Genomic DNA, 22,567 nt, shown 5'->3' with positions numbered 1-22,567 from the left:
ATGCAAGAAAGAGTCAACTGGCGCGGATGACGCCCAGGCCCAGAGGGGTGATCTCGTGGATCTGCGACTTGCCCACGCGCGTGCTGGTGATGAGCCCGCTCGCCCGCAGCACCGATGCGTGCTGGCTGGCCGTGGCCAGCGAGATGTCGGTCAGCTCCGCGAGCTCGCTCGTGTTGCAGCGGGTGATCGCCACCGTCATGAGAGCGCGGGCGCGGGTCTGGCCGAGCAGCGCGGCCAGGGACGGGCCGGGCTCGGCGTCGCTGTCCAGGCTGGTGTGGCCGATCGAGTAGACGAGCACCGGCGGCAGGCCCGGGTCCTTGTACGTCGTCGGCATGCCGTGGGCGAAGAACGTCGGGAGCAGCCGGAGGCCGCGGCCGTCGAGGTGCAGCGTCTGCTCGACCGGGAACCGGACCTGCAGCACCGGCGGGCTCCACGTGATGTCCGGGTGCAGGGTCGAGAGCAGCAGCTGGGGCCCGCCGCGCTCGAGGCTCGACTGCAGCCGGCGGCGCTCGCGCGCGACCGTGCGGCGGATCGCCGGCCAGTCCGGGGCGAGGCACTGGCGGTAGTAGTCGTGCAGCGCCGTGCCCAGCCGGCGCAGCTCGCGCGTCTCGCCGTCGCCGAGGCGGCGCAGCCACGGCGGCACGCGGGTACCCTGCGCGGCGAGCTCGGCGACGTCGGCGGCCAGGAGCCGCGCCGGGGTTTCGAGCACCGCCGTGATGCCGTCGCCGACCGTGGGGGCGCCGGGCGGGGTGAGGAAGTCGGGGCAGTACCCGTACGGCGGGACGGCGGACATGAGCAGCCGCCCCGACGCGGGGACCGCGGAGCGTGACCCCCGGCGCCACCGGCCGAAGAACGGCTCGCCCTCGGGTCGCCGGATCCGGTAGCTGCTCATCAGCAGCTCCCACATCGGGTCGGCGTCCTCGGCGATGGTCAGCTTCGCCAGGTCCGCGTCCGTGAAGTGAATCTCCAACATGCCGGGCGCACCCCTTTCCCGGCGAGGATAGCGCTGGTCGGGCGCGATTTCCGCCGCGGCCGCCGTGATCTTCGCCGGGCCTCGTTTCGGCCAGGTGCGAAACGTTTTCGGGTTCGTTGACGCCGCTCGCACGCACCTGGGAGGTTTCTCCTCGACGGGACGTGCCCGCAGCCGGCTGGGGGAGGGTTGCGGGCACGTCCCGTGACCGGGGACGGCGGCCGCGTGCGGGCCACCCGGCGGGGACGTCCGAGGCGGCGATGCCGGGGCGCCCGCCGTGCGATCCTGGTCGCATGGCGCAGCCCGGCGATCCCCGATCCGACGACGAGGTCGATCCGGCGATCCGCACCCAGATCCTGCTCGCCGAGTACAGCGCGCTGCGGACCGAGACCGAGCGCCGCGCGACGGTCCAGTGGAGCGTGTTCGCCCTCCAGCTGGCCTCCGCGGGCGCGATCTCCAGCGTGGCTATCTCGACGTCGAACTTCGCCCTGCTGCTGCTCATCCCGTTCGCGGCGTACCTGCTCGGCTGCCGCTACATCCTGCACGACTTCCACATCAAGCTGATCCGCCGGTACGTGCGCGAGTCGCTGGCGGAGCGGCTGGGCGGGCAGGTCCGGTGGGAGTCGTGGCGGACCTCGGCGCTGGCCGCCCCCGCCACGCGCGGCTGGTTCAGCGTCACCGGCTGGAACTTCGCGCACCCGACCAGGCTGGCGTTCGAAGGTGTCGGCTTCCTGAGCCTGGCCGCCGCGCTGCTGGCCGCGGGGTACCGGTGGTGGCGGACGTCGGTGCCGTGGCCGCTGACCGCCGGGTTCCTGCTGGGCTGGCTGCTCGGGCTCGGCGTCGTCCTGCTGCTGGGCCAAGCCTTCCGGCGCGCCTCGGATCTGTGAGGGCCGTCCTGGGCCGGCGATGTTAACTTTGGGACAAGCCTGGAGGAAGGACAGCGATGAGCGAACCCGGCCGGGTCGCGCCCGCGCGGCGCCGGGGGCTGGCCGACGAGGTCGCCGACCGGATCCGGGACGCCATCTTCGACGGCGCCTACCCGCCCGGCAGCCAGCTGCGCGAGGTGGAGCTGTCCGCCGCGCTGGGCGTCAGCCGCGGGCCGGTGCGGGAAGCCCTGCTCCGGCTCGAGCGGGAAGGCCTGGCGCGCAGCGAATGGCACCGCGGCGCGACCGTGACGGCCCTGTCCGAGCAGGACGTCGCCGAGCTCGACACGCTGCGGGCGGCCCTCGAACAGCTCGCCGTCGCGCTGGTGATCGAGCGAGCCCCGGCCGAGGGGCTGACGGCCGTCGACCTCGCTGTCGCGCACATGGCGCGGGCCGCTGACGAGCACGAGATGGTCCGCTGCGACATCGGTTTCCACGACGCCGTCTACGCCGCCGCGGGTCATCGGCGGCTGCTCGAGGCGTGGCAGGCGATCCGCTCGCAGGTGCACCTGTTCCTGCTGACGCGCGTCGGCGTCGAGGCCGACGGCTACCTCGCCGCCATCCCGGAGGAACACCGTCGGCTGGCCGCCGCGCTGCGCGCCGGTGACCGCGAGGCGGCGCTGGAGCTGTTCGCCACCCACCGCCGGCACGCGTTCGACATCCTCACCGGCAAGGGACCCTCAGCCGGCCGGTGACGGCTCGGCCGTGAGCGCGGCGTCGGCGAAGCCCGCGGTCAGCGCCCGCAGCGCCGCGTCCAGGTAGACCGTCAGGTCGGCGTCGGCCCGGGCCGACCAGCGTTCGTACGCCGCGCGGCACGCCGCGAGCACCGCCCGGCCCACGGCCAGCGGGTACAGGGAATCCGCGGGCTGGCCGGTCCGCGCGCCGACGTAGGCGCTGACCGCGCGTTCCCAGGCGTCGTAGTGGATCGTCGCGCTCGCGGCCAGCTCGGGGACCGAGCTGAGCAGGCTCATCCGCAGCCGCAGCTCGGGGACGTCCTCGGCGCGGTAGTGGTTCGCGGCCAGGACCGCCTCGCGGACGGCGTCCATCACGGGCAGGTCGCCGGGCGCGTCGGCGAGCAGCTTCCGGATCGTCTCGACCTCCCGGTCGAACTCGTTCCACAGGACGTCGGACTTGGCGTCGTAGTACCGGAAGAACGTGCGGCGGCTGACGCCGGCGGTCGCGGCGATCTCGTCGACCGTCGTCTCGTGGAAGCCGCGTTCGGTGAACAGGCGCAGCGCGATGACCTCCAGCTCACGGGCGCTGGTGCCCGGCGGGCGGCCGCGGCGGGCGACGGGGGGCGGTTCGGTCATCCGAGTGCGGTTTCCTTCGGGAGCCTTGTTTCCGACACGGGGTGACATTACTCTGCCTGATATTCGTCACCGAGTGTCGAAATAGGGAGCTGACCATGCGGCTGGCGGAGCTGCCCTCGCCGGACGTCGCCGAGCGCGCGGCGGCCGGGGCGATCCTGGCGGTGCCGGTCGGCGCGACCGAGCAGCACGGCCCGCACCTGCCGCTGACCACCGACACCGACATCGCCCAAGCCCTGTGCGACGGGCTCGCGGCCGCCCGGCCGGATGTCCTGGTGGCGCCCGCGGTCGCGTACGGCTCCAGCGGCGAGCACGCGGGCTTCGCCGGGACGCTGTCGATCGGTCAGGAGGCGACCGAGCTGCTGCTGGTCGAGCTGGGCCGGTCCGCGGCCGAGACGTTCGGCCGGCTGCTGTTCGTCTCCGCCCACGGCGGCAACGCGGGCCCGGTCGCGCGGGCCGTCGCCCGGCTGCGGGCCGAATCGCGCGATGTCGAGGTCTTCCGGCCGCGGTGGCCGGGCGACCCGCACGCCGGCCGGCCGGAAACGGCGTTGCAGCTGGCGTTGCGGCCTGCCCGGGTGCGGATGGACCGCGCGGTCGTGGGGGACACGCGGCCGCTGGGGGACGTGCTGCCGCTGCTGCGCGAAGGCGGCGTCCGGGCCGTGACGGCGACCGGAGTGCTGGGCGATCCGACATCGGCGACGGCGGCGGAAGGCCGGGAGCTGCTGGCCGAGCTGACGGCCGCCCTGGTGTCCCAGGTGGACCGCTGGCACCCGGTGGCGGCGCGATGACTCCGGTGTCTCTTGTGGACGATCCGGCGGTGGTCGCATGAGCACGCGCACCGCCCTCGTCACCGGCGCGGCCCGCGGGATCGGCGCCGCGACCGTCCGCCGCCTGGCGGAACAGGGTTACGCCGTCCTCGCCGTCGACGTCACCGCCGACGACCCGGCCCTGCCGTACCCCATGGGCACCGCGGCCGAGCTGGCCGCCGTCGTCGAGAAGGCGGGCGGCGACGTCGCGGCCTTCGTCGCCGACGTCCGCGATCCCGAAGCCATGGCCGCCGCCGTCGCCGAAGCCGAACGTCGCTGGGGCGGGCTCGACGTCGCGATCGCCGCCGCGGGCGTGATCGCCGGGGGACTACCGCTCTGGGAAGTCCCGCAAGCGCAGGAGAAAGCCGTGCTCGAGGTCAACCTGAACGGCGTCGTCCACCTCGCCCGGGCCGCCGTGCCCGCGTTGCTGCGCCGGCCCGAGCCCCGCGCCGGGCGCTTTCTCGCCGTCGCCTCGGCAGCCGCGACCCGCGGCCTGCCGATGCTGGCGGCCTACTGCGCCGCGAAGTCCGGTGTCGCCGGGCTGATCCGCGCGCTCGGCGCCGAGCTGGGCCGCACCGGCGTCACCGCCAACGCCGTCAGCCCCGGCTCGACCGACACGCCGATCCTCGCCGAGAGCGCCCGGCTCTACGACCTGCCCGAGGCCGCCGCGTTCGCCGGTCAGCAGCCGCTCGGCCGGCTCCTCGACCCGGCGGAAGTCGCCGCCGTGCTGGCGTTCCTCGCCGGCACGGACGCCCGTGCGATGACCGGCGCGGTCGTGCCGGTGGACGGAGGGCTCGCCCTGTGACCCCGTTGCCGCCCGGGTTCCGCGTCGCGCTGGACCAGGACACCCGCGAACTGGCCGACGGCCTCTGGTTCGGCGGGTCCCCGGCCCGCGTGCTGCGGCTGACCGGGGCCGGCCGCAAGGCGTGGCAGGAGCTCGGTGACGGACCGGTCACCTCCGCGGCCACGGGCGCGCTCGCCCGCCGGCTCACCGACGCCGGTCTCGCGCACCCCGTGCCGCCGGAGCCCGGCGCGCCCGCGGACGTCACCGTCGTCGTCCCGGTCCGCGACCGCGCGGAGCTGCTCGGCCGCTGCCTGGCCGGTCTCGACCACAAGCACCCCGTGCTCGTCGTCGACGACGGCTCCGACGACCCCGCCGCCGTCGCGGCCGTGGCCGCCGCGCACGGCGCGAAGCTGGTGCGCCGCGACGTCAACGGCGGCCCCGGCGCCGCGCGCAACACCGCGCTGGAGCACGTGTCCACCGAGCTGATCGCCTTCCTGGACAGCGACTGCGTCCCGGCCGGCGGCTGGGCCGACCGCCTCGCCGCGCACTTCGCCGACCCGCTGCTCGCCGCCGTCGCCCCCCGCGTGCGCGCCCTGGCGCCCGACACCTGGGCCGGCCGGTACACCCGCGCCGCGGGCAGCCTCGACCTCGGCCACCGGCCCGCGCGGGTCGCGCCGGGCACGCGGGTGTCGTACGTCCCGACCGCCGCGCTCGTGGTCCGCCGCAGCGCTTTGACGTCGGTCGCGGTCGACGGCTCGGTGTTCGATCCGGCGCTGCGCGTCGGGGAGGACGTCGACCTGGTCTGGCGAATCCACGAAGCCGGCTTGCGGGTCCGCTACGCCCCGGACGTCGCCGTCGGCCACCACGAGCCGGAGACCTGGCGTGACCTGCTGGGACGCCGGGCGCGCTACGGCACGTCCGCCGCGGCGCTCGCGTTGCGGCACCCGAAAGCGCTGGCGCCCTTGGCGTTGCACCCCTGGCCCGCGCTGACCGTCGGCGCGCTGCTGGCCCGCCGCCCGGCGCTCGCCGCGCTCGCGTTCGGCGGCTCGGTGGGCAGCATGGTCCGGCTCCTGCGCGCCCACGACGTCCCGGCCGCCGGGGTCGGGCGCGCGATGGCCACCGCCGTCCGCCAGACCTGGCTCGGGTGCGGCCGTTACGGCACCCAGTTCGCGGCCCCGCTCCTGGCCGCGCTGCTGGTGCCCGGCGGTCGGCGGCGATGGGGCCGCCGCGCTGCCGTCGCTTCGCTGCTGCTGGGCCCCCCACTGACCGCGTGGGCGCAGCGGCGGCCGGAGCTCGATCCCGTCCGCTACACCGCGGCCGCGATCGCCGACGACATCGCCTACGGCGCCGGCGTCTGGGCCGGCTGCCTGGCGCAGCGCACCACGGTGCCGGTCCGCCCGGCCGTCGTGCGGCGCCCGCTCAAGATCGACCCGAAGGGAACACGATGACCTGGTTCGAGTCCGTCGCCGAAGCCCGGCGACGCGCGAAGAAGCGTCTCCCCGGTTCCGTCTACTCCGCCCTGATCGCCGGCTCCGAAAAGGGCCTGACGCTGGCCGACAACCTCGGCGCGTTCGACGAACTGCGGTTCGCGCCGCGCACCGCCGGGCACTTCGGCCAGCGCGACCTGAGCACGCACGTGCTCGGCCGCGACGTCGCCCTGCCGGTGCTGATCTCCCCGACGGGCGTGCAGGCGGTGCACCCGGACGGCGAAGTGGCGGTGGCGCGGGCCGCCGCCGCGCGCGGGACGTCGATCGGGCTCAGCTCGTTCGGCAGCAAGCCGATCGAGGAGGTCGTCGCGGCCAACCCGAACACCTACTTCCAGGTCTACTGGACCGGCACCCGCGAGGACATCCAGCGCCGCCTCGAGCGCGCCCGCGCGGCCGGGGCCGTCGGCATCATCCTGACCCTGGACTGGTCGTTCTCGCACAGCCGCGACTGGGGCAGCCCGCACATCCCGGAACGGCTGAACTTCCGCGAGCTGCTGCGCTTCGCCCCGGAAGGCCTGACACACCCGCGGTGGCTGCTCGACTACGTGCGCACCCGCGCGCTGCCGGACCTCGGCGTGCCGAACATGGCCCGGCCCGGTGAACCGGCGCCGACGTTCTTCGGCGCGTACGGCCAGTGGATGCAGACGCCGCCGCCGTCGTGGGAGGACGTGGCCTGGCTGCGGGCGCGGTGGGACGGCCCGTTCCTGCTCAAGGGCGTCATCCGGGTCGACGAGGCCCGCCGCGCGGTCGACGCCGGCGTCAGCGCGATTTCGGTGTCCAACCACGGCGGCAACAACCTCGACGGCACCCCGGCGACGATCCGCGCGCTCCCGGCGATCGCCGAGGCGGTCGGCGACCGCGTGGAAGTGCTGCTGGACGGCGGGATCCGCCGCGGCAGCGACGTCGTCAAGGCGCTGGCCCTGGGCGCCCGCGCCGTGCTGATCGGCCGCGCGTACCTGTGGGGCCTGGCGGCGGACGGCCAGGCGGGCGTGGAGAACGTCCTCGACGTGCTGCGCAACGGCATCGACTCGACGCTCTTGGCGCTGGGCAAGCAAAGCGTGCACGACCTCACCCGGTCGGACGTCCTGGTGCCCCCGGGGTTCGAGGCCGATCTCGGCGTCGCCGTCGGCTGATCACCCGACGTCGGTGACCGGGACGGCGTTGACGAACCCCTCGAAACCGGGCGGGCGGTACGTGGCGTCGGCGTCGTGCCGGCGCACGGCGGTCGACGCGACCGACATGGCGACGGCGTTGCGCAGGTCGAGGCGAAGCCGCTCAAGGCGTCGCTGCAGGCAGTAGATCCCCTTGCGCGACTGGTGGATCTCGCCGAGGGGGTTCGCGTGCACCGCGGGGAGTTTCTCCACGCCCCACCCGGCGTCGGTCGTGAACGCACCGTCCCGGAACCCCAGACCGTGCCTCGCCGCCCGGCCCGCCAGCCACATGAGCGCGATGTCCGAGAGGGACGAGTCCGGGTAGCCGCCCCCGACGTCGCTGTGCACCCCGGAGAACCAGACCTGCTCGAGCACCTGGTCGCCGGCGTCGTCGTGCCGCGTCCACAGCGCCGGGCTGAAGGCCTTGCGCTGCTCGTCGATCGCGACGGCGTGCACGGCGACGTCGACCCTGCTGCTCAGCTCGGTGTCGTGGAAGGCGAAGCGCCGGTTGATCCAGTTCGTCAGGAACTTCGGCCCGATGGTCGGGATCCCCAGCGCGCCCACCGTGTCCCACACGCCGATGAACCGGATCCGGGTGTGGAAGTCCGCCGTCTCGTGGCTGTAGGACCGCCGGAACAGCTCCGACTCGATGTCCCGCGGCCTGATCGCCCGGGCGCGGTACAACGCGTAGGCGTCGTCGATCCGCTCGATGGCGGCCGCCTTGAGGACCCCGGCGTTCCGGATCAGGCCCGCGACGCTGCGGGCGGTGAAGGCACCACGGCTGAACCCGAACAGGAAGATCTCGTCACCCGGCTCGTAGTTCTCGACGACGAACCGGTACGCGCGGAGCACGTCGTGGGACACGCCGACCCCGAACGCGCCGCCACGCAGCCTCGGCCGGCCGTAGGACCCGACACCGCGGTGGTAGTACAGGAGCTGCGGGACGCCGTCGGCTTTCCCGGCGACGGCCAGCGCCAGCTTCGTGACGTTCGTGGGACTCGGCGTTCCCCCGGAGGTCTGGTCCGGTGTGTTCCACGTGCCGTCACAGCAGATCACGAGACGTTTCATGGCAGCCCTCCCGGGTGCGTCGAGGGCGGAGACCCCTTCTTGCACGGGGTCGCAGGAGCGGTGGCCAGGTTACTCGGGCCCCGCGCACGTCACCCGGATGGCGTACTCGCGGCCGGTCGTTCCCGACGTCCGGGTCTGGACCGCCGGCCCCCGGGACTGGTAATCCTTCGCGGATGACGATGGACGCGATCGCCCTGCACAGCATCAACCCGTGGGAAGTGTCCTTCCTGCGGGAGGAGGTGGCCGGCTACTTCGCCCACGGCATCGAGTTCGCACCCGGCGCCACGGTCCTCGACGTCGGTGCGAACGTCGGCGTCTTCTCGGCCGCGGTCTACGAGCGCCTCGACGGCGACGTGCGGATCTTCGCCTTCGAGCCGTTGCCACCGCTCTACGAGACGCTGGAGCGCAACGCCCGCGAATTCTTCGGCGGCCGGCTGACCGCGCTGCCGTTCGGGTTGTCGTCGGCCGAGGACGAGCTCGCCTTCAGCTACTTCCCGGCCGCGACGATCTTCTCGTCTTCCTTGCGGGACGCGGGAAACGTCGAAGCCGAGCGCAAGCGCGTCACGGCGAGCATCGTCGAGATGATCCGCCGCGGCGGCCTCGGTTCCACGGCCCGCCGCGTGCCGGCGCCGGTCCTGCGGGGGATCGTCGGCCGCAAGCTTCGGGTCATGCGGGACCTGGAGACGCACCGGGTCCGCGTCAGGCCGTTGTCGCCGGTGCTCGACGAGCACGCCATCGACCGCGTCGACCTGCTGAAGGTGGACGTCGAGGGCGCGGAGCTGGACGTCCTGCACGGTATCGAGGACCGCCACTGGCCACTGATCCGGCAGGCGGTGGTGGAGGTCGAGGGCTGGCGGCGCAACCGGGACACGATCCGGGAGGTGTTCGCGGGGAAGGGGTTCACGGTGAGCGCGGAGCAGGACCCGGTGCAGGAGGCCGCGGACATCGGGATGGTGTTCGCCGTTCGCTAGCCACGCCGCCGGCGGAGGAGCACGAAGGTCACGATCGACGCCGCCGCCAGTACCGCGGACAGGGCGGCCAGGAAGATCGTGGCGCCGGTGAAGGCCAGGGGGTCCCGGACGTCCCAGAGCGTGGTGTCCGGGCGCTCGGGGTCGTAGCCGACGCGGAGCCGGTCGCCGGCCGCCAGGCCCGGGTCGCGCGGGAAGTCCTTGAGCCGGGCGGTGATCTCCCGGCCGGCCGCGGTCGTGAACCGGACGTCGACGTTGTAGCCGGACCTGGCCGGCACGACCGCCGTGACCGTGGCCGGCGCTTCCTGTCCCGACGCCCGCAACCGGCTCTCGGTCCGCTGCACGGCGACGGCCCCGAGCGCGACGGCGACGGCGAGCACGAGCCCGGGGACGAGGACCCACACGGCGGCCCGGCGTGGCCTGGCCGGGGCGGGTTCGCGACGCCGTCGCATCCGGGCGACGGGGACCGGCTCGGGTTCGCTCATGTGTCCAGTATGGACGAAGGATCACGGTTCGCGGGTCAGGTCCAGCAGCTGCCGTTCCAGCCGCCGGGCGGCGGGCACGTCGATGCCGACGCCCCACAGCGGTGCCGTGCTCGCGCCGTCCGCCGCCGCGACGACCAGGGTCACCACGTCGGGCGGAAGGCCGTCCGCGTGGAGCTCGCGGTCCCACCGCTCGGCGTCCGCGCGGGCCAGCTCGGCGACCTCGGGGATCGAGATCAGCTGGGCGATCAGCGCGATGTTCTCGCGGATCGCGACCTCGTCCTGGGACGTGTCCAGCGACGCCCGGACGTACGCGCGGGTCAGCCGGCCGGGCCGGGTGTCCACCGGGTCGAGCGCGGCGGACACCTCGGCCCGGAACGTGTCGAGGAGGTCCTGGGCGAGCGCGCGCACCAGCGCGTCCTTGGCCGGGAAGTGGTACAGCAGCCCGCCTTTCGACACCCCGGCCGCGCGGGCGATGTCGTCCAGCGACGCGGAGAACCCGCGCGCCCGGATCGTCTTCCCGGCGGCGTCGAGCAGGGTCCGGCGCGTTTCTTCGGGGCTGCGCCCGGCTTTGCGAGGCATCGTCAGTCCTTTCCGGACGGGATCGTACGCCAGGCGATCAGCGCGGCGACGGCGGTGACGACGGCCGCCGCGACCGACGTCACCTGCATCGCGCCGGTGAACGCCTGCCGGGCGCTTTCGGCCGCCGGCGACGCCGGGTCGAGCACGGTCACCGCGGCCGCCAGCGACTCCCGGACCTCGGGTGCCACCGCCGGCGGCAGCAGCCCGCGGTAGACGAGTGTCACGAGCGAGCCGAGCAGCGCGATGCCCAGCGCGGCACCGAGTTCGTACGCGGTTTCGGAGATCGCCGACGCGGAGCCCGCCTTGTCCCGCGGGACGGCGGACAGCACCGAGTCCACGGTCAGCGTCAGCGCCAGCCCGACCCCGAGGCCGACCGGCACCAGCGTCAGGCCCAGCCACACGTACTGCGGCGCCTGCTCGGTGACGGCGACCAGCAGCAGCCCCACGGCCGTGACGGCGAGGCTGACGGCGACCGCGCGTCCCCGGCCGAGCCGCGTGACGACCACGCCGACCGCGGCGACGACCACGATCGAGGCCAGCGTCGCCGGCATCTCGGCCAGCCCGGCCTGCAGCGGGCTGAAGCCGCGGACCAGCTGCAGGTACTGCGAGAAGAAGAACAGCAGGCCCATCAGCGCGAAGACCGCGACGAAGTTCGCCACGACGGCACCGCTGAAGGCGCCGTTGCGGAACAGCGTCACGTCGATCAGCGGATCGCTCACCCGGCGCTGCCGCCGGACGAACAGGACGCCCGAGACCAGCCCGATCGCGGCCGTCAGCACCACCCGCGCGTCGACGCCGGAACCGATGGCGTGCTTGACGGCGTAGACCAGCGGCACGATCGTGGTCATCGAGAGCGCGGCCGAGAGCAGGTCGAACCGGCCCGGATTCGGGTCACGCGACTCCGGCAGCAGCCACGCGCCGGCGATGAGGAAGACAACGACGATCGGCACGTTGATCAGGAACACCGAACCCCACCAGTAGTGCTCCAGCAGCACGCCGCCGACCAGCGGGCCGAGTGCGATGCCGCCACCGGAGCCCGCCGACCAGATCGCGATGGCGCGGGTGCGCTCACGGGCGTCGGTGAACAGGGTGCGGATGATCGACAGCGTCGAGGGCATGATCGTCGCCGCCGCGATCCCGAGCAGCAGCCGCGCGGCGACGAGCACGCCGGCGGTGGGGGAGAAGGCGGCCAGCGTGGACGCCACCCCGAACGCCGCGGTGCCGATGAGCAGCACCTTCTTGCGACCGAACCGGTCGGCGAGATTACCCGCCGTGACCAGCAGCCCGGCCAGCGCGAGCGAGTAGACGTCGCCGATCCAGAGGATCTCGGTGGCGCTGGGGGAGAGCTCGCGGGTCAGCGACGGCACGGCGAGGTAGAGCACCGTGCCGTCGACGGCGAGCAGCAGCACGGCGCCGACCAGCACGCTCAGCGCCGCCCAGCGGCGGCGGTGGCTCAAGGGCGCGGAGGTGGGCGCGTACGTGGTCATGCCAGTTACTGTACCGGCTGGACGGTATAGTAAGCCAGGTCAGACCGGTCACACCGCGGCGGGCTTCGAGAGGAAGAAGTACGCGTAGTGCCGGTCGAGCGCGTTGCGCGGCACCAGCTGGACGGTCTCGGGCTTGAGGCCGCAGCGCTCGGCGAGCTCCCAGAACGCCGCGATCGGGTAGGTCGTCATCTCGGCGAGGCCCGACCGGTAGTTGCGCCGCCGCGGCCGCGTCCACCAACTGCCCGGGTCGTACTTGATCTGGATCAGCGCCAGGCCGCCGGGCGCGAGCAGCCGGGACGCGATGCGGAGCAGGCGCTCGCCGTACTCGGGGGTGGGGATCAGCTCGAAGACGTAGAAGCTGAGGAAGACGTCGCACGGCTCGGTGATCCGACGCAGCGCCGCTTCCGGCGCGTCGACGTCGATCGAGACCGGCGTGAACGGCGTCTCGCACGCCCCGGCGACCTGGCGCTCGCACTCCTTCAGCGTCTCGCCGGAGATGTCGACGCCGATGTAGTGCTCGGCGCGTGGGGCGAACGCGACGGCGTTGGCGCCGCCACCGCAGCCCCAGTCGACGATCCGGTCCCACGACCGGGTGAAGCCGGTCATCCGGGCGCCGCGCTCGAACAGTTCGAGGTGCTCACGGCCGATCGCCGACCAGAGGTCGTTCTCGTCGAAGACCGAGGCGCCCCGCCAATGGGAGTTCGCGCGCCACCGGTCGTCGGCGGGCCGGTGCCAGTAGTCCTGGGCGTCGGCCGAAATCCGGCGCTGGGACTGCTTGGCGCCCACGGCCGCAAGGGACCGTTGGACGAGTTCTTCGGTGTGCCGGGCGAGTCGTTTCGCCTGGTCGATCGGGGTGGTGCGCATGACCGAGTCTGTGTCGGCGCGGCGGCGGCCGCGATCGGCCGGACGGCCTGATCATTCCGGGCCGGACGGCCCTACCGCCGCGCGCGGCGCGGGTAGGCTGGGAAGAGCCGGAAGGAGGCGGACGTGGCGCCTGAAGAACTGATCGTCGAGTTCGCCTTGACGCGGCTCGACCACCCGGACCTGGACCTCGAGGAGCTGGCCGCGCTGGTGGTCCGCCGCGGCGGACCGGAACGCGAGCTGGAGTTCGCCTCCCGCAACCTGGCCGACCGCGGCGAACTGCGAGGAGCGGCGTTCCCGGCAGCGGTGGAGCACGTGCTGCGGGTGGTGCTCACGTTGCGCGGCCGCTCGGACTGACACCGATCCCGGCGACCACGGGCTGCCCGCCTGCTGTAGTGGCTGTTCCCGGGCGGTGAGTTGGTCCTGCGGGGCACCCGCGCCGGCCGGCGGCCGCCCTCGGACGGCCGCTATGCGGACCGGAGTGGCCGAGACGGTTGCCGGAGTGGCCGAGACGGCTATCGGAACTGCCGATGCGGCGACCGGAGTCGCCAACATGGCGGCTGGCGTGGCCAACACGGGGACCCGGAGTGGCCAACACAATGACCGGACCGGCCACCACGGTGGGCTTACGCGCCGCGACCACCTTGAGCCGTGGCATTGCCGGACACGGACCGGCCGCCGGGAACGCCTGCGCCGGTCCGAAGTGGACGGCTGCCCGGACCGGACAGCGCTTTGACCCTTGCCGGATACCGCGATCGCCGCAGGACGGGCCGTTGTCGCAGCCGGCCCGCGCGCGGCGGGTGCCACCGATGCCGGGACTGACCCGGCCTCGGGCGGCGGGTGCCGCTGATGTGGTGACTGGCCTGTACTGCAGGTGGTGGGTGCCGCTGATGTGGTGACTGATCCCTGACGCGTGCGGTGGATGCCGCCGATGTCGTGACTGGCCCTGCCGCGTGCGGCGGGTGCCGCCGATGCCGGGACTGACTCCTGCCGCGCACGGCAGGCGTCGCCGATGTCGCGACTGACCCGGCCTCGGGTGGTGGGTGCTGCTGATGTGGTGACTGGCCCTGCCGCGTGCGGCGGGTGCCGCTGATGTGATGACTGAGCTGTGCTGCGGGTGGTGAGTGCTGCTGATGTGGTGACTTAGGTGTGCCGCGGGTGCCGCTGATGTGGTGACTGGCCTGTGCCACGGGTGGCGGGCGCCGTCTATGTCGCGGCTGTCTCCGGATGGCGCGACTGCCGCCCGATGCCGTGGCCATCGCCGGTGGCCACGGCAGCCGACCCCCGGCACCCGACCCCCGGCACCCGACATCCGACACCCGGCAGCCGGCAGCCGACGCCCGACCCCCCGGCACCAGGACCGGCCGCGACCCTAAGCCTCGCCCGCCGCGCGCCGCAGGCCGCGGCGGTCGAACACCAGCTCCCGGGCCGTGCCCAGCGCCGTTGCGATCGCGCCCGCCAGGACCGCGTCCTCGCCCAGCTGTCCCGCCACGATCTCCGGTACCACCGGGATCGTCGCGGCCAGGGACCGCCGCATCGGTTCGGCCAGCAGGTCGGCGTTGCCGCCGATGCCGCCGCCCAGCACGATCAGTCTCGGGTCCAGGACCGCCGTCACCGCCGACACCACGTACGCGAGCTTCTCCGCCTCGTCCTCGACGACGCGCATGGCCCGTTCGTCGCCCGCGCGGGCCAGCCGGAAGACGTCCTTCGCCGAACGCGCCTTCGTGAGGCCGTGCTCGTGGGCCGCGTCGACCACGGCCTGGCCCGCCGCCGCGGACTCCACCGGGCCCGGCCGGCGGGCGTCGGCGCCGGTCGGCAGGGGGCCGAACGGCAGGTCGGCGATCTCGCCCGCCGCGCCGTGCGCGCCGCGGAACAGCTTGCCGTCCACCAGCAGGCCCATGCCGATGCCGGTGCCGACCGTCAGGCACACCAGCACGTCGACGCCGAGCGCGGCGCCGAGTGCGTGCTCGCCGACCGCGCACAGGTTCGCGTCGTTCTCGACCACGACGTCCGAGCCGGCTCCGGCCAGCGTGGCGACGAGCTCGTTCAGCAGCCCACGCCGCTCCCAGCCCGGCAGGTTGGGCGCGCGGTGCACCGTCCCGGTGGCCGGGTCCGGGACGCCCGGCGTGCCGACGACGGTCGAGACGACCTCGTGCGGGTGCAGCCCGGCCGACGCGACAGCGCGTTCGACGGCTTCGCTCACCGTGCGCACCAGGGCGCTCGCCGAGCGGCACCGGTTGGGCTCGTCGAGCCGCGCGACGATGCTGCCGTCGAGGTCGGCGACGGCGACGCGGATGACGCGCCGCCCGATGTCGACGCCGACGACGTGACCCGCGTCCGGCGCGGCCCGGTAGACGACGGCCGCCCGCCCGGGGCCGGCCAGGCTGCGCCCGGTCGCCCGGACCAGGCCGTGGTGTTCGAGGTCGAGCAGAGCTTGCCCCACGGTCGGTTTCGACAGCCCGGTGGCGGCCGCGATCTGTGGTCGCGTCGCTTCCCCGTGCGCGCGAAGCCTTTCCAGCACGAGACGCTGGTTCAGCGCCCGCATGCTGGCCGGAGTCCCCACCTGCGGCCCGTTTTGGCCCACCAAGTCCCCATCTCCTGTCTGCGTTGCCGCAAGTTTACCCACGGGCCTCTTTCGACCCCGCGCGTTTTATGTTAAGAAACTTTACTAACTATCGGACGGAGGCATGTCGTGAGTTCACCCACTCGTTCAGGGGACTCCGGGGCCGCGGTTCCCCCGCGGCCCGCCCTTGAGCGCAAGATCGGCCCGCTGCAGGCCACCGCGATCAACATGACCCAGATGTGCGGTATCGGCCCGTTCGTCACGATCCCCGCCATGGTCGCCACCATGGGCGGCCCGCAGGCGATGTTCGGCTGGGTCATCGGGGCGATCGTCGCGCTGGCCGACGGGCTCATCTGGGCCGAACTCGGCGCCGCCATGCCGGGCGCCGGCGGCACCTACATCTACCTGCGCGAAGCGTTCCAGTACCGCACCGGCCGGCTGATGCCGTTCCTGTTCGTCTGGAGCGCAGTGCTGTTCATCCCGCTGATCATGTCGACCGGCATCATCGGGCTGGTCCAGTACCTCGGCTACCTGATCCCGGGCGTCACCGACGACGCCGGCGTCACGGTGCTGGGCAAGATCATCGGCATCGGCGTCACGCTGCTCATCGTGCTGGCGCTGTTCCGCAAGATCGGCCAGATCGGCAAGCTGACCACGGTGCTGTTCGTGATCATGCTGGTCGCGGTGCTCACCACGATCGTCGCGGCCGCGACGCACTTCAGCGCGTCGCAGGCGTTCGCGTTCACGCCCGGCGCGTTCAGCTCCGCCGGCCAGGGCACGTTCTGGGGCGGCCTCGGCGCCGGCCTGATCATCGCGATCTACGACTACCTCGGTTACAACACCAGCGCCTACCTCGGCGGCGAAGTCCGCTCCCCGGGCCGGACGCTCCCGCGGTCGATCCTCTTCTCGATCGTCGGCATCATGAGCCTGTACTTCCTGCTCCAGGTGGGCGTGCTCGGCTCGATCCCGCTGGAGGAGCTGAAGAACGCGACGTCGGTCGCCTCCACGGTGCTCGAACAGGCCTGGGGCACCACCACCGCGAAGATCGTGACCGTCTTCATCGTCATCGCGGCCATCGGCTCGGTGTTCGCCGGCCTGCTCGGCGGCTCGCGCGTCCCCTTCGAAGCGGCGCGCGACAAGGTGTTCCTTTCGGTGTTCGCGAAGCTGCACCCGAAGCTCAACCTGCCGACCGCCGGTGTGCTCACGATGGGCGCCATCACGATCGTCGGCTCGCTGTTCACCCTGACCGACGTGATCAACGCGGCGGTCGCCACCCTGGTGATCATCCAGTCGCTGGCCCAGGTCGCGGCCATCTGGGTGCTGCGTCGCCGGCAGCCGAACCTGAAGCGCCCGTACCGGCAGTGGCTCTACCCGTTCCCGACGCTGCTCGCGCTGGTCGGCTGGGTCTACATCTACGTCTCCGCGACCTGGCTGTCGATCGGGCTGTCGGTGGGCTGGCTCGTCGTCGGCGGGATCGCGTACCTGATCTACGCGAAGACCGAGAACACCTGGCCGTTCGGGCCCAAGGAGATCAACGAAGCGTTCGCCGACACCGAAGGGGCTCAGGCATGACGAACTCGCCCAAGGCCAGGATCGCCGCCGTCACGGCGCTGCTCCTGGTGCCCGGGGTGCTGAGCGTGGCCGCGCCGGCCTCGGCTCAGGAACCCGCTCAGCAGGAAGCGGCCCGGCCGCACGGCCTGAGCACCATCGGCGCGCAGGGCTGGCAGGTGCTGACCACCGCGAGCGTCGAGGACGGCGGCGACAAGGTCTCCACGCCCGGGTACGCCACCCGCGGCTGGCTGCCGGTGAAGCCGGACGACGCCGGCGCGCCCGGCACCGAGATCAACGCGCTGGTGCAGAACGGCAAGTGCCCGGACGTCTTCGTCTCGGACAACATGCGCAAGTGCTTCGGGTACGTCACCTCCGTCGGTCCGGTCGTCACCAAGCCGTTTTCCGACCCGTGGTGGTACCGCGCCGACTTCACCCCGGACTTCCACGCCGGCCAGAGCGCGAAGCTGACCATCCCGGGCATCGTCGGCGAGGGCGACGTCTGGGTGAACGGCAAGCTGGTGGCGTCGAAGGACATCGTGAGCGGCGCGTACGCCGGGCACACGTTCGACGTCTCGAAGCTGGTGAAGCCGGGCAAGAACACCCTGGCGATCAAGGTCTACCCGAACGACCCGTCGAAGATGTACACCCTCGACCAGGTCGACTGGGGCCAGATCCCGCCGGACAACAACACCGGCATCCAGTTCCCGCCGACCCTGCAGGTCTCCGACGCGCTCACCGGCGACAACGCGCACGTCGTGCAGGACAACGCCCCTGATCTGTCCAGGTCCTCGCTGACGGTGAAGGTCGACGTCACCAACAACGCGGCCACCGCGCAGACCGGCGACGTCGCCGCGACGATCACGCCGCCTTCGGGCGCGCCGATCGTCGTCAAGCAGCGCGCGACGATCCCGGCGAACACCAAGCAGACGGTGACGTTCGCCCCGGTGAAGATCAGCAAGCCGAAGGTGTGGTGGCCCTACTCGATGGGCGACCAGCCGCTGTACACGCTGACCACGGCGGTCTCGCAGAACGGGAAGCTGTCGACGTCGTCGAAGAGCACCTTCGGCATCCGCACGGTGACCTCGCGGCTGGTCGGGAAGTCGGTGCCGCTACCCGACGGCGCGCGGCAGTTCTCCATCAACGGCAAGGACTTCGTCTTCCGCGGCGGCGGCTTCGCGCCGGACCTGTTCCTGCGTTACGACCAGGCCGACACCGCGCACCAGATCGCGCTGATCAAGAACATGGGCCTGTCCGGCGTCCGGCTCGAGGGCCACGACATGCCGCAGGACTTCTACGACCAGGCCGACCGCGCCGGGCTGCTCGTGATCGGCGGGTTCATCTGCTGTGACGCCTGGCAGCCCGAGGACGCCTCGACGCTGACCGAGCGCGACTACCGGATCATGCACGACTCGGCTTACACCATCGGGCAGATGGAGCGGAGCCACCCGAGCGTGTTCAACTACGGCTGGAGCGACAACGAGCCGGTGCCGCGCCAGGAGTCGGAGACGCTCAAGGCGTTCGAGGAAGCCGACTTCCAGGTGCCGGTGATCGCTTCGGCGGAGTACAAGAGCACGCCGACGCTGGGCAACTCGGGGGAGAAGGAAGGCCCGTACGACTGGGTCCCGCCGTCCTACTGGTACGACACGTCGCACTTCGACGCGGACGACTCCAGCCGCACCAACGCGGGCGGCTCGTGGGGCTTCGCGAGCGAGCAGAGCGCCGGGCACACCGTGCCGACGCTCGACTCGATCAAGCGGTTCCTCTCGCCGACCGAGCAGGCGAAGCTGTGGCAGGACCCGGCGTACAACCAGTACCACGCCAACTTCGAGCCCGGCCACGGCGGTTACGCGTTCGGCACGCTGTACACGCTCGACCAGTCGATCAGCCGGCGATACGGCAAGTGGAACTCGCTCAAGTCCTATGTGGACCTGGCGAACATCGCGAACTACGAGAACACCCGCTCGCAGTTCGAGTCGTTCCTGCACCACTCGACGGACAAGGACAACCCGGCGACCGGCGTCGTCTACTGGCAGCTGAACAAGGGCTGGCCGACGCTGCTGTGGTCGCTCTACAACGACGACGGCGACCAGGCCGGCGCGTTCTTCGGCGCCAAGAAGGCCAACAAGCCGCTGCACGCGATCTACGGCTACGACAACGGGTCCGTCACCCTCGACAACCTCGGCGCGGGTACCCAGTCCGGGCTTTCGGTGCAGGCCCGCGTGCTCGACACCGCGGGCAAGGTGCTCGACGACCAGACGGCGTCCGGGCTCTCGCTGGGCTCGCAGGGCGTCAAGACCGGGGTCCTCAAGCCGAAGGTGCCCGCCGAGACGAAGGCGCCGGCTCCCGCGAAGGTGTATTTCGTCGAACTGCAGGTGAAGCAGGGCGGCAAGGTCGTCGACCGGAACGTCTACTGGCTCTCCACGCAGAAGGACGTCGTCGACTGGGGCAAGACCCTGGGCAACCCGCAGGCGACGCTGTCGCAGTACAGCAACCTGCAGGCGCTGCAGGACCTGCCGAAGTCGCAGGTCAGTGCCGTCGCCTCGACGAAGCCGGGGCGCGGGCCGAACGGCGACGACACCGTCACCACGGTCACCGTCACCAACACGTCGAAGACCCCGGCGGTCGGGTTCTTCCTGCGGGCCGACGTCCGGCGCGGCACGCCGGACGGGCACGAGGCCGGCGGTGACAACCAGCTCGCGGCCGCGACCTGGGACGACAACGACATCACGCTGTGGCCGGGCCAGTCGCAGACGCTGACCGTCACCTACAAGGCGGCCGACCTGCGTGGCGCCGCGCCGCTGATCAGCGTCGACGGGTTCAACACCGGCCGGATCGTGGTGGGGGCGGCCGGCGGGCACGGCCACCACGGGGACGCGGCGGTGGCGCCGCAGATCGAGGGGACCAGGGAGTGAGTGACAACCGGATTCTCGGGATCGACTTCGGCGGCACGAAAGTGGCGCTGGGGCTCGCCGACGACGACGGGAACCTGCTGGCGACGTGCCGGCTGGACACCGACGCGCAGGCGGGAGCCGACCAGGTGGTCGTGCGGGCGCTCGCCGGGGCTCGTTCGCTCCTGACCGAGGCGGGCGCAGTGCCCACCGCGATCGGCGTCGTCAGTCCGGGGATCGTGCTGCCGGAGGAGATCCTGCTCGCGCCGAACGTGCCGGGCTGGGAGCAGCTGCACCTGGCGGAGCTGGTGGCGGCGGAGTTCCCGGCGGTCCCGATCTCGGTCGGGACCGACGCGAAGGCGGCGGCACTCGCGGAATGGCGGTGGGGCGCGCTGGCCGGGACCGATCCGGCCGTGTTCCTCTCGCTGGGCACCGGTATCGCCGCGGCGGTACTGGTCGGCGGCCGGGTGCTGACCGGCGCCAACGGAGCTGCGGGTGAGATCGGGTACAACCTGCTCTCGCCGCAGGACACCGAGGGTTTCGCCAGCGGAGCGGCGCCGCTGGAGGAAGCCGTCGGTGGGCGTGGGCTGGGCGGCCGGGCGAGCGGTCTGCTCGGCCGCCCGGTCACCGCGGGCGAGCTGTTCGCCCTCGCCAAGGAGAACGCCGAGGCCAAGGAGCTGGTGACCGCGGCGCTGGACGAGCTGTCGATGCACGTGGCCAACCTGGCGATCATGGTGGACCCCCAGCGCATCGCGGTGGGCGGCGGCCTGGTCCGCTCGGCGGACGTGTTGCTGCCGGCGCTGGCGTCCCGCTTGGCGCACGCGGTCCCGTTCCCCCCGGAACTGGTCGCGGCGCGCTTCGACCAGGACGCGGCGTTGCTCGGCGCGATCGCCCTGGCTCTGGGGGATCAGTAACGACCGGGTGGCGTGCCGGTGCCCCGACCCGGCACACCACCCGGTATCACCTCGAAGGAGCCGGAGAGAGCAAGCCGCTCTCCGGCTCTTTCACGCATCCGCTGCCGCCTTCAGCGGTCATCGCCGGACACGTCGAGCAGTAGCTCCCCGGGGAGGGTCAGCAAGCGGCTCAGCAGGTCGCGGTCGAGTTCGACCGCGTGCTCGGTCGCGTGCGAAACGACCATGCAGAACCAGTCCGCGCGGTAACCGTCGCGCGCGAGACTCGACAGCTCGGCTCGCCGGGGTTCGAGAACATCCAGCAGTTGCCGCAGGTGCGTGGCGAGTTCGGCATCGGTACCTGCCGGAGACGAGGACGAGCACCACAGCGAGTCCGTGCGGACCGCCCGGGAGCGAGGACTCACCGGCTCGCCCGCTTCACCGGCGGCGGTCGGGCCGATACCCAAGCGGCGTGTGACGTCGGCGGCCGTTCGCGCGCGATCTCCCAAGAGCCGGAAAGTGGCTGTGGTCGACATCAGGCCTGGGCCGCCGCGAGTTCTTCGGTGCGGCGGAACGCCTCCGGCGACAGCTGGAACCACACCAGCACCGCGCTCACCGCCTGGATCGCCGCGACCATCACCCACACTCCGCGCAGGCTCCAGTGGGCCGCGACCAGGCCGCCGGTCAACGCGCCCAGCGGCGTCAATCCCCAGGCCAGCGCGCGGTGGCTCGTCAGCACCCGGCCGAGCAGCGGGGCCGGCGTGAAGCGCTGGCGGCTCGACTGCGAACACACGTTCCAGACCAGCACCGTCGAGGTCATGAAGACCAGGACGGCCCCGATCAGCGGCGGCCACGGCGGCAGCACGGCCAGCAGCAGCGGCGACACCGCGCCCAGCCCCTGCGCGAGCCGCATCGACCACGAGTAGCCGAGCCGGTCGACGATCCGCTGCACCACGAACGACGACAGCACCCAGCCGATCGCGAGACACGCCAGCAGCAGGCCGTAGCCGACCGAGCCGACGTGCAGCACCTGCGTCGCGTAGAGCACGAACATGGAGTTGCCCGCGCTCGCGGCGAACGAGCCCAGCGCGACGTTGATCGTGATCGACCGCAGCAGCGGCGTCCGGACCAGGTGGGTGAGCCCGGCCGAAAGGTCACGCAGCGGGTGCGTCCGCGCGGCCACGATCGACTCGGACGGGATCCGCCGCGCCAGCACCAGCGCGACCAGCGCGAACGCGGCGGCCAGCCACGCGGGGGCCCCGGCGCCGACGGCGATCAGGAACCCGGTCGCCGGCGGCACGATGAACTGCACCACGCCCCGGTCGATCACCGTCAGCCGCGCGTTGGCGTGGGCCAGCCGGTCCGGTTCGACCAGTTCGGGCACGAGCGCGCCGCTCGCGCCGTCCCCGAGCACCTGCGCGGAGGTGATGACGAACGCGATGACGAGCAGCGCGGGCAGCGTCAGCGCCCCGGCCGTGGTGATCGCGGCCAGCACCAGCGCGGTCCCGACCTGCACGGCGTACGCCCAGGCGAGCACGGTGGTCCGCCGGACGCGGTCGATGAGCACCCCGGCGAACAGCGACAACAGCAGCCACGGCGCCTGCCCGGCCACGTTGACCAGCGACACCTCGCGCGGATCGGTGGTGATCGACACCGCGAGCAGGGGCAGCGCCGCCAGCAGCAGCCCTTCACAAGCCGAACCGGACACCGCCACGGCCTGCAGCCGCACCCATCTGCTGGTCATGATCGTTACCTTGCCTAACGATCGCGCCCGACCCAAGCGATTTACGCTCTAGGCT

The 22,567-nt window shown here is 72.6% G+C and carries 21 protein-coding genes; 11 read left to right on the top strand and 10 right to left on the bottom strand.

The genetic code is table 11. From position 1 onward, the window contains the following. Positions 1-13: 13 nt before the first annotated feature. Complete coding sequence (locus tag OG494_RS17160; RefSeq protein ID WP_328456841.1) at positions 14-973, bottom strand: ArsR/SmtB family transcription factor; 960 nt, start codon at positions 971-973, stop codon at positions 14-16. A 290-nt stretch (positions 974-1,263) separates the two neighbouring features. On the opposite strand from OG494_RS17160, the gene OG494_RS17155 reads away from it, so the two are divergent. After that, positions 1,264-1,857 (top strand): hypothetical protein, encoded by a 594-nt coding sequence (locus tag OG494_RS17155; RefSeq protein ID WP_328456839.1) that lies wholly within the window; start codon positions 1,264-1,266, stop codon positions 1,855-1,857. Positions 1,858-1,913: 56 nt separating this feature from the next. Then, positions 1,914-2,588: a GntR family transcriptional regulator gene (locus tag OG494_RS17150; RefSeq protein WP_328456837.1), complete on the top strand. Its 675-nt coding sequence runs from the start codon at positions 1,914-1,916 to the stop codon at positions 2,586-2,588. Here OG494_RS17150 and mftR read toward each other — a convergent pair. Further along, positions 2,574-3,203 carry a mycofactocin system transcriptional regulator gene (gene mftR, locus OG494_RS17145; RefSeq protein ID WP_328456836.1) on the bottom strand — a complete coding sequence of 210 codons (630 nt, stop codon included), beginning with the start codon at positions 3,201-3,203 and terminating at the stop codon, positions 2,574-2,576. The two genes, OG494_RS17150 and mftR, sit on opposite strands and share 15 nt — an antisense overlap. Positions 3,204-3,298: 95 nt before the next feature. On the opposite strand from mftR, the gene mftE reads away from it, so the two are divergent. Genes mftE through mftD form a run of 4 tightly spaced genes read left to right on the top strand, consistent with a single transcriptional unit; the run spans position 3,299 to position 7,410 of the window. Then, a complete protein-coding gene (gene mftE / locus OG494_RS17140; protein ID WP_328456835.1) occupies positions 3,299-3,988 on the top strand; it encodes a mycofactocin biosynthesis peptidyl-dipeptidase MftE in 690 nt (229 codons plus the stop codon). 37 nt (positions 3,989-4,025) lie between these two features. Further along, positions 4,026-4,811, top strand: coding sequence for a mycofactocin-coupled SDR family oxidoreductase (locus OG494_RS17135; RefSeq protein WP_328456834.1), 786 nt, complete (start codon positions 4,026-4,028; stop codon positions 4,809-4,811). Then, positions 4,808-6,238, top strand: coding sequence for a mycofactocin biosynthesis glycosyltransferase MftF (gene mftF / locus OG494_RS17130; protein WP_328456833.1), 1,431 nt, complete (start codon positions 4,808-4,810; stop codon positions 6,236-6,238). The genes OG494_RS17135 and mftF overlap by 4 nt, the downstream gene beginning before the upstream one ends. Continuing rightward, on the top strand, positions 6,235-7,410 hold the full coding sequence (mftD, locus tag OG494_RS17125) for a pre-mycofactocin synthase MftD (protein WP_328456831.1): 1,176 nt from the start codon (positions 6,235-6,237) through the stop codon (positions 7,408-7,410). Before mftF ends, mftD begins: the two co-directional genes overlap by 4 nt. Here mftD and OG494_RS17120 read toward each other — a convergent pair whose 3' ends face one another. After that, on the bottom strand, positions 7,411-8,496 hold the full coding sequence (locus tag OG494_RS17120) for a DUF2235 domain-containing protein (protein WP_328456829.1): 1,086 nt from the start codon (positions 8,494-8,496) through the stop codon (positions 7,411-7,413). A 173-nt stretch (positions 8,497-8,669) separates the two neighbouring features. Between OG494_RS17120 and OG494_RS17115 the strand changes: the two genes are divergently transcribed. After that, entirely contained in the window at positions 8,670-9,467 is a 798-nt protein-coding gene (locus tag OG494_RS17115) for an FkbM family methyltransferase (RefSeq protein ID WP_328456827.1), read from the top strand. Here the strand turns inward: OG494_RS17115 and OG494_RS17110 are convergent. Genes OG494_RS17110 through OG494_RS17095 form a run of 4 tightly spaced genes read right to left on the bottom strand, consistent with a single transcriptional unit; the run spans position 9,464 to position 12,879 of the window. Continuing rightward, complete coding sequence (locus OG494_RS17110) at positions 9,464-9,949, bottom strand: DUF3592 domain-containing protein (RefSeq protein WP_328456825.1); 486 nt, start codon at positions 9,947-9,949, stop codon at positions 9,464-9,466. The genes OG494_RS17115 and OG494_RS17110 overlap by 4 nt on opposite strands. 21 nt (positions 9,950-9,970) lie before the next feature. After that, positions 9,971-10,528 carry a TetR/AcrR family transcriptional regulator gene (locus tag OG494_RS17105; RefSeq protein WP_328456823.1) on the bottom strand — a complete coding sequence of 186 codons (558 nt, stop codon included), beginning with the start codon at positions 10,526-10,528 and terminating at the stop codon, positions 9,971-9,973. 2 nt (positions 10,529-10,530) lie between these two features. After that, complete coding sequence (locus tag OG494_RS17100) at positions 10,531-12,015, bottom strand: MFS transporter (protein ID WP_328456821.1); 1,485 nt, start codon at positions 12,013-12,015, stop codon at positions 10,531-10,533. Between the two features lie 48 nt (positions 12,016-12,063). Further along, positions 12,064-12,879, bottom strand: coding sequence for a class I SAM-dependent methyltransferase (locus OG494_RS17095; protein WP_328456819.1), 816 nt, complete (start codon positions 12,877-12,879; stop codon positions 12,064-12,066). A 123-nt stretch (positions 12,880-13,002) separates the two neighbouring features. On the opposite strand from OG494_RS17095, the gene OG494_RS17090 reads away from it, so the two are divergent. Continuing rightward, on the top strand, positions 13,003-13,233 hold the full coding sequence (locus OG494_RS17090) for a hypothetical protein (protein WP_328456817.1): 231 nt from the start codon (positions 13,003-13,005) through the stop codon (positions 13,231-13,233). A 1,015-nt stretch (positions 13,234-14,248) separates the two neighbouring features. Here the strand turns inward: OG494_RS17090 and OG494_RS17085 are convergent. Beyond that, a complete protein-coding gene (locus OG494_RS17085; RefSeq protein WP_328458958.1) occupies positions 14,249-15,421 on the bottom strand; it encodes an ROK family transcriptional regulator in 1,173 nt (390 codons plus the stop codon). Between the two features lie 147 nt (positions 15,422-15,568). Between OG494_RS17085 and OG494_RS17080 the strand changes: the two genes are divergently transcribed. Genes OG494_RS17080 through OG494_RS17070 form a run of 3 tightly spaced genes read left to right on the top strand, consistent with a single transcriptional unit; the run spans position 15,569 to position 20,792 of the window. Beyond that, positions 15,569-17,011 (top strand): APC family permease, encoded by a 1,443-nt coding sequence (locus tag OG494_RS17080; RefSeq protein WP_328456815.1) that lies wholly within the window; start codon positions 15,569-15,571, stop codon positions 17,009-17,011. Further along, on the top strand, positions 17,008-19,902 hold the full coding sequence (locus tag OG494_RS17075; protein WP_328456813.1) for a glycosyl hydrolase 2 galactose-binding domain-containing protein: 2,895 nt from the start codon (positions 17,008-17,010) through the stop codon (positions 19,900-19,902). Before OG494_RS17080 ends, OG494_RS17075 begins: the two co-directional genes overlap by 4 nt. After that, positions 19,899-20,792 (top strand): ROK family protein, encoded by an 894-nt coding sequence (locus tag OG494_RS17070; RefSeq protein ID WP_328456811.1) that lies wholly within the window; start codon positions 19,899-19,901, stop codon positions 20,790-20,792. Before OG494_RS17075 ends, OG494_RS17070 begins: the two co-directional genes overlap by 4 nt. 110 nt (positions 20,793-20,902) lie before the next feature. Here the strand turns inward: OG494_RS17070 and OG494_RS17065 are convergent, their stop codons facing one another. Next, positions 20,903-21,304, bottom strand: a complete 402-nt coding sequence (locus OG494_RS17065; protein WP_328456809.1) for a DUF4279 domain-containing protein — start codon at positions 21,302-21,304, stop codon at positions 20,903-20,905. After that, the gene (locus OG494_RS17060; protein ID WP_328456807.1) at positions 21,304-22,512 is read right to left on the bottom strand and encodes an MFS transporter; all 1,209 of its coding nucleotides are present in this window, start codon (positions 22,510-22,512) and stop codon (positions 21,304-21,306) included. The genes OG494_RS17065 and OG494_RS17060 overlap by 1 nt, the downstream gene beginning before the upstream one ends. Positions 22,513-22,567: the final 55 nt, after the last annotated feature.

Origin of the sequence: Amycolatopsis sp. NBC_00438, from assembly GCF_036026695.1 — a bacterium.
Lineage (GTDB): Bacteria > Actinomycetota > Actinomycetes > Mycobacteriales > Pseudonocardiaceae > Amycolatopsis.
This window is presented reverse-complemented; position numbering and strand designations above follow the sequence as displayed.

Excerpts from the sequence above, each read along its gene's own strand:
- OG494_RS17160 (WP_328456841.1), bottom strand. The coding sequence starts at position 973 with ATGTTGGAGATTCACTTCACGGACGCGGACCTGGCGAAGCTGACCATC.
- OG494_RS17155 (WP_328456839.1), top strand. The coding sequence starts at position 1,264 with ATGGCGCAGCCCGGCGATCCCCGATCCGACGACGAGGTCGATCCGGCG.
- OG494_RS17150 (WP_328456837.1), top strand. The coding sequence starts at position 1,914 with ATGAGCGAACCCGGCCGGGTCGCGCCCGCGCGGCGCCGGGGGCTGGCC.
- mftR (WP_328456836.1), bottom strand. The coding sequence starts at position 3,203 with ATGACCGAACCGCCCCCCGTCGCCCGCCGCGGCCGCCCGCCGGGCACC.
- mftE (WP_328456835.1), top strand. The coding sequence starts at position 3,299 with ATGCGGCTGGCGGAGCTGCCCTCGCCGGACGTCGCCGAGCGCGCGGCG.
- OG494_RS17135 (WP_328456834.1), top strand. The coding sequence starts at position 4,026 with ATGAGCACGCGCACCGCCCTCGTCACCGGCGCGGCCCGCGGGATCGGC.
- mftD (WP_328456831.1), top strand. The coding sequence starts at position 6,235 with ATGACCTGGTTCGAGTCCGTCGCCGAAGCCCGGCGACGCGCGAAGAAG.
- OG494_RS17120 (WP_328456829.1), bottom strand. The coding sequence starts at position 8,496 with ATGAAACGTCTCGTGATCTGCTGTGACGGCACGTGGAACACACCGGAC.
- OG494_RS17115 (WP_328456827.1), top strand. The coding sequence starts at position 8,670 with ATGACGATGGACGCGATCGCCCTGCACAGCATCAACCCGTGGGAAGTG.
- OG494_RS17110 (WP_328456825.1), bottom strand. The coding sequence starts at position 9,949 with ATGAGCGAACCCGAGCCGGTCCCCGTCGCCCGGATGCGACGGCGTCGC.
- OG494_RS17105 (WP_328456823.1), bottom strand. The coding sequence starts at position 10,528 with ATGCCTCGCAAAGCCGGGCGCAGCCCCGAAGAAACGCGCCGGACCCTG.
- OG494_RS17100 (WP_328456821.1), bottom strand. The coding sequence starts at position 12,015 with ATGACCACGTACGCGCCCACCTCCGCGCCCTTGAGCCACCGCCGCCGC.
- OG494_RS17095 (WP_328456819.1), bottom strand. The coding sequence starts at position 12,879 with ATGCGCACCACCCCGATCGACCAGGCGAAACGACTCGCCCGGCACACC.
- OG494_RS17085 (WP_328458958.1), bottom strand. The coding sequence starts at position 15,421 with ATGCGGGCGCTGAACCAGCGTCTCGTGCTGGAAAGGCTTCGCGCGCAC.
- OG494_RS17075 (WP_328456813.1), top strand. The coding sequence starts at position 17,008 with ATGACGAACTCGCCCAAGGCCAGGATCGCCGCCGTCACGGCGCTGCTC.
- OG494_RS17065 (WP_328456809.1), bottom strand. The coding sequence starts at position 21,304 with ATGTCGACCACAGCCACTTTCCGGCTCTTGGGAGATCGCGCGCGAACG.
- OG494_RS17060 (WP_328456807.1), bottom strand. The coding sequence starts at position 22,512 with ATGACCAGCAGATGGGTGCGGCTGCAGGCCGTGGCGGTGTCCGGTTCG.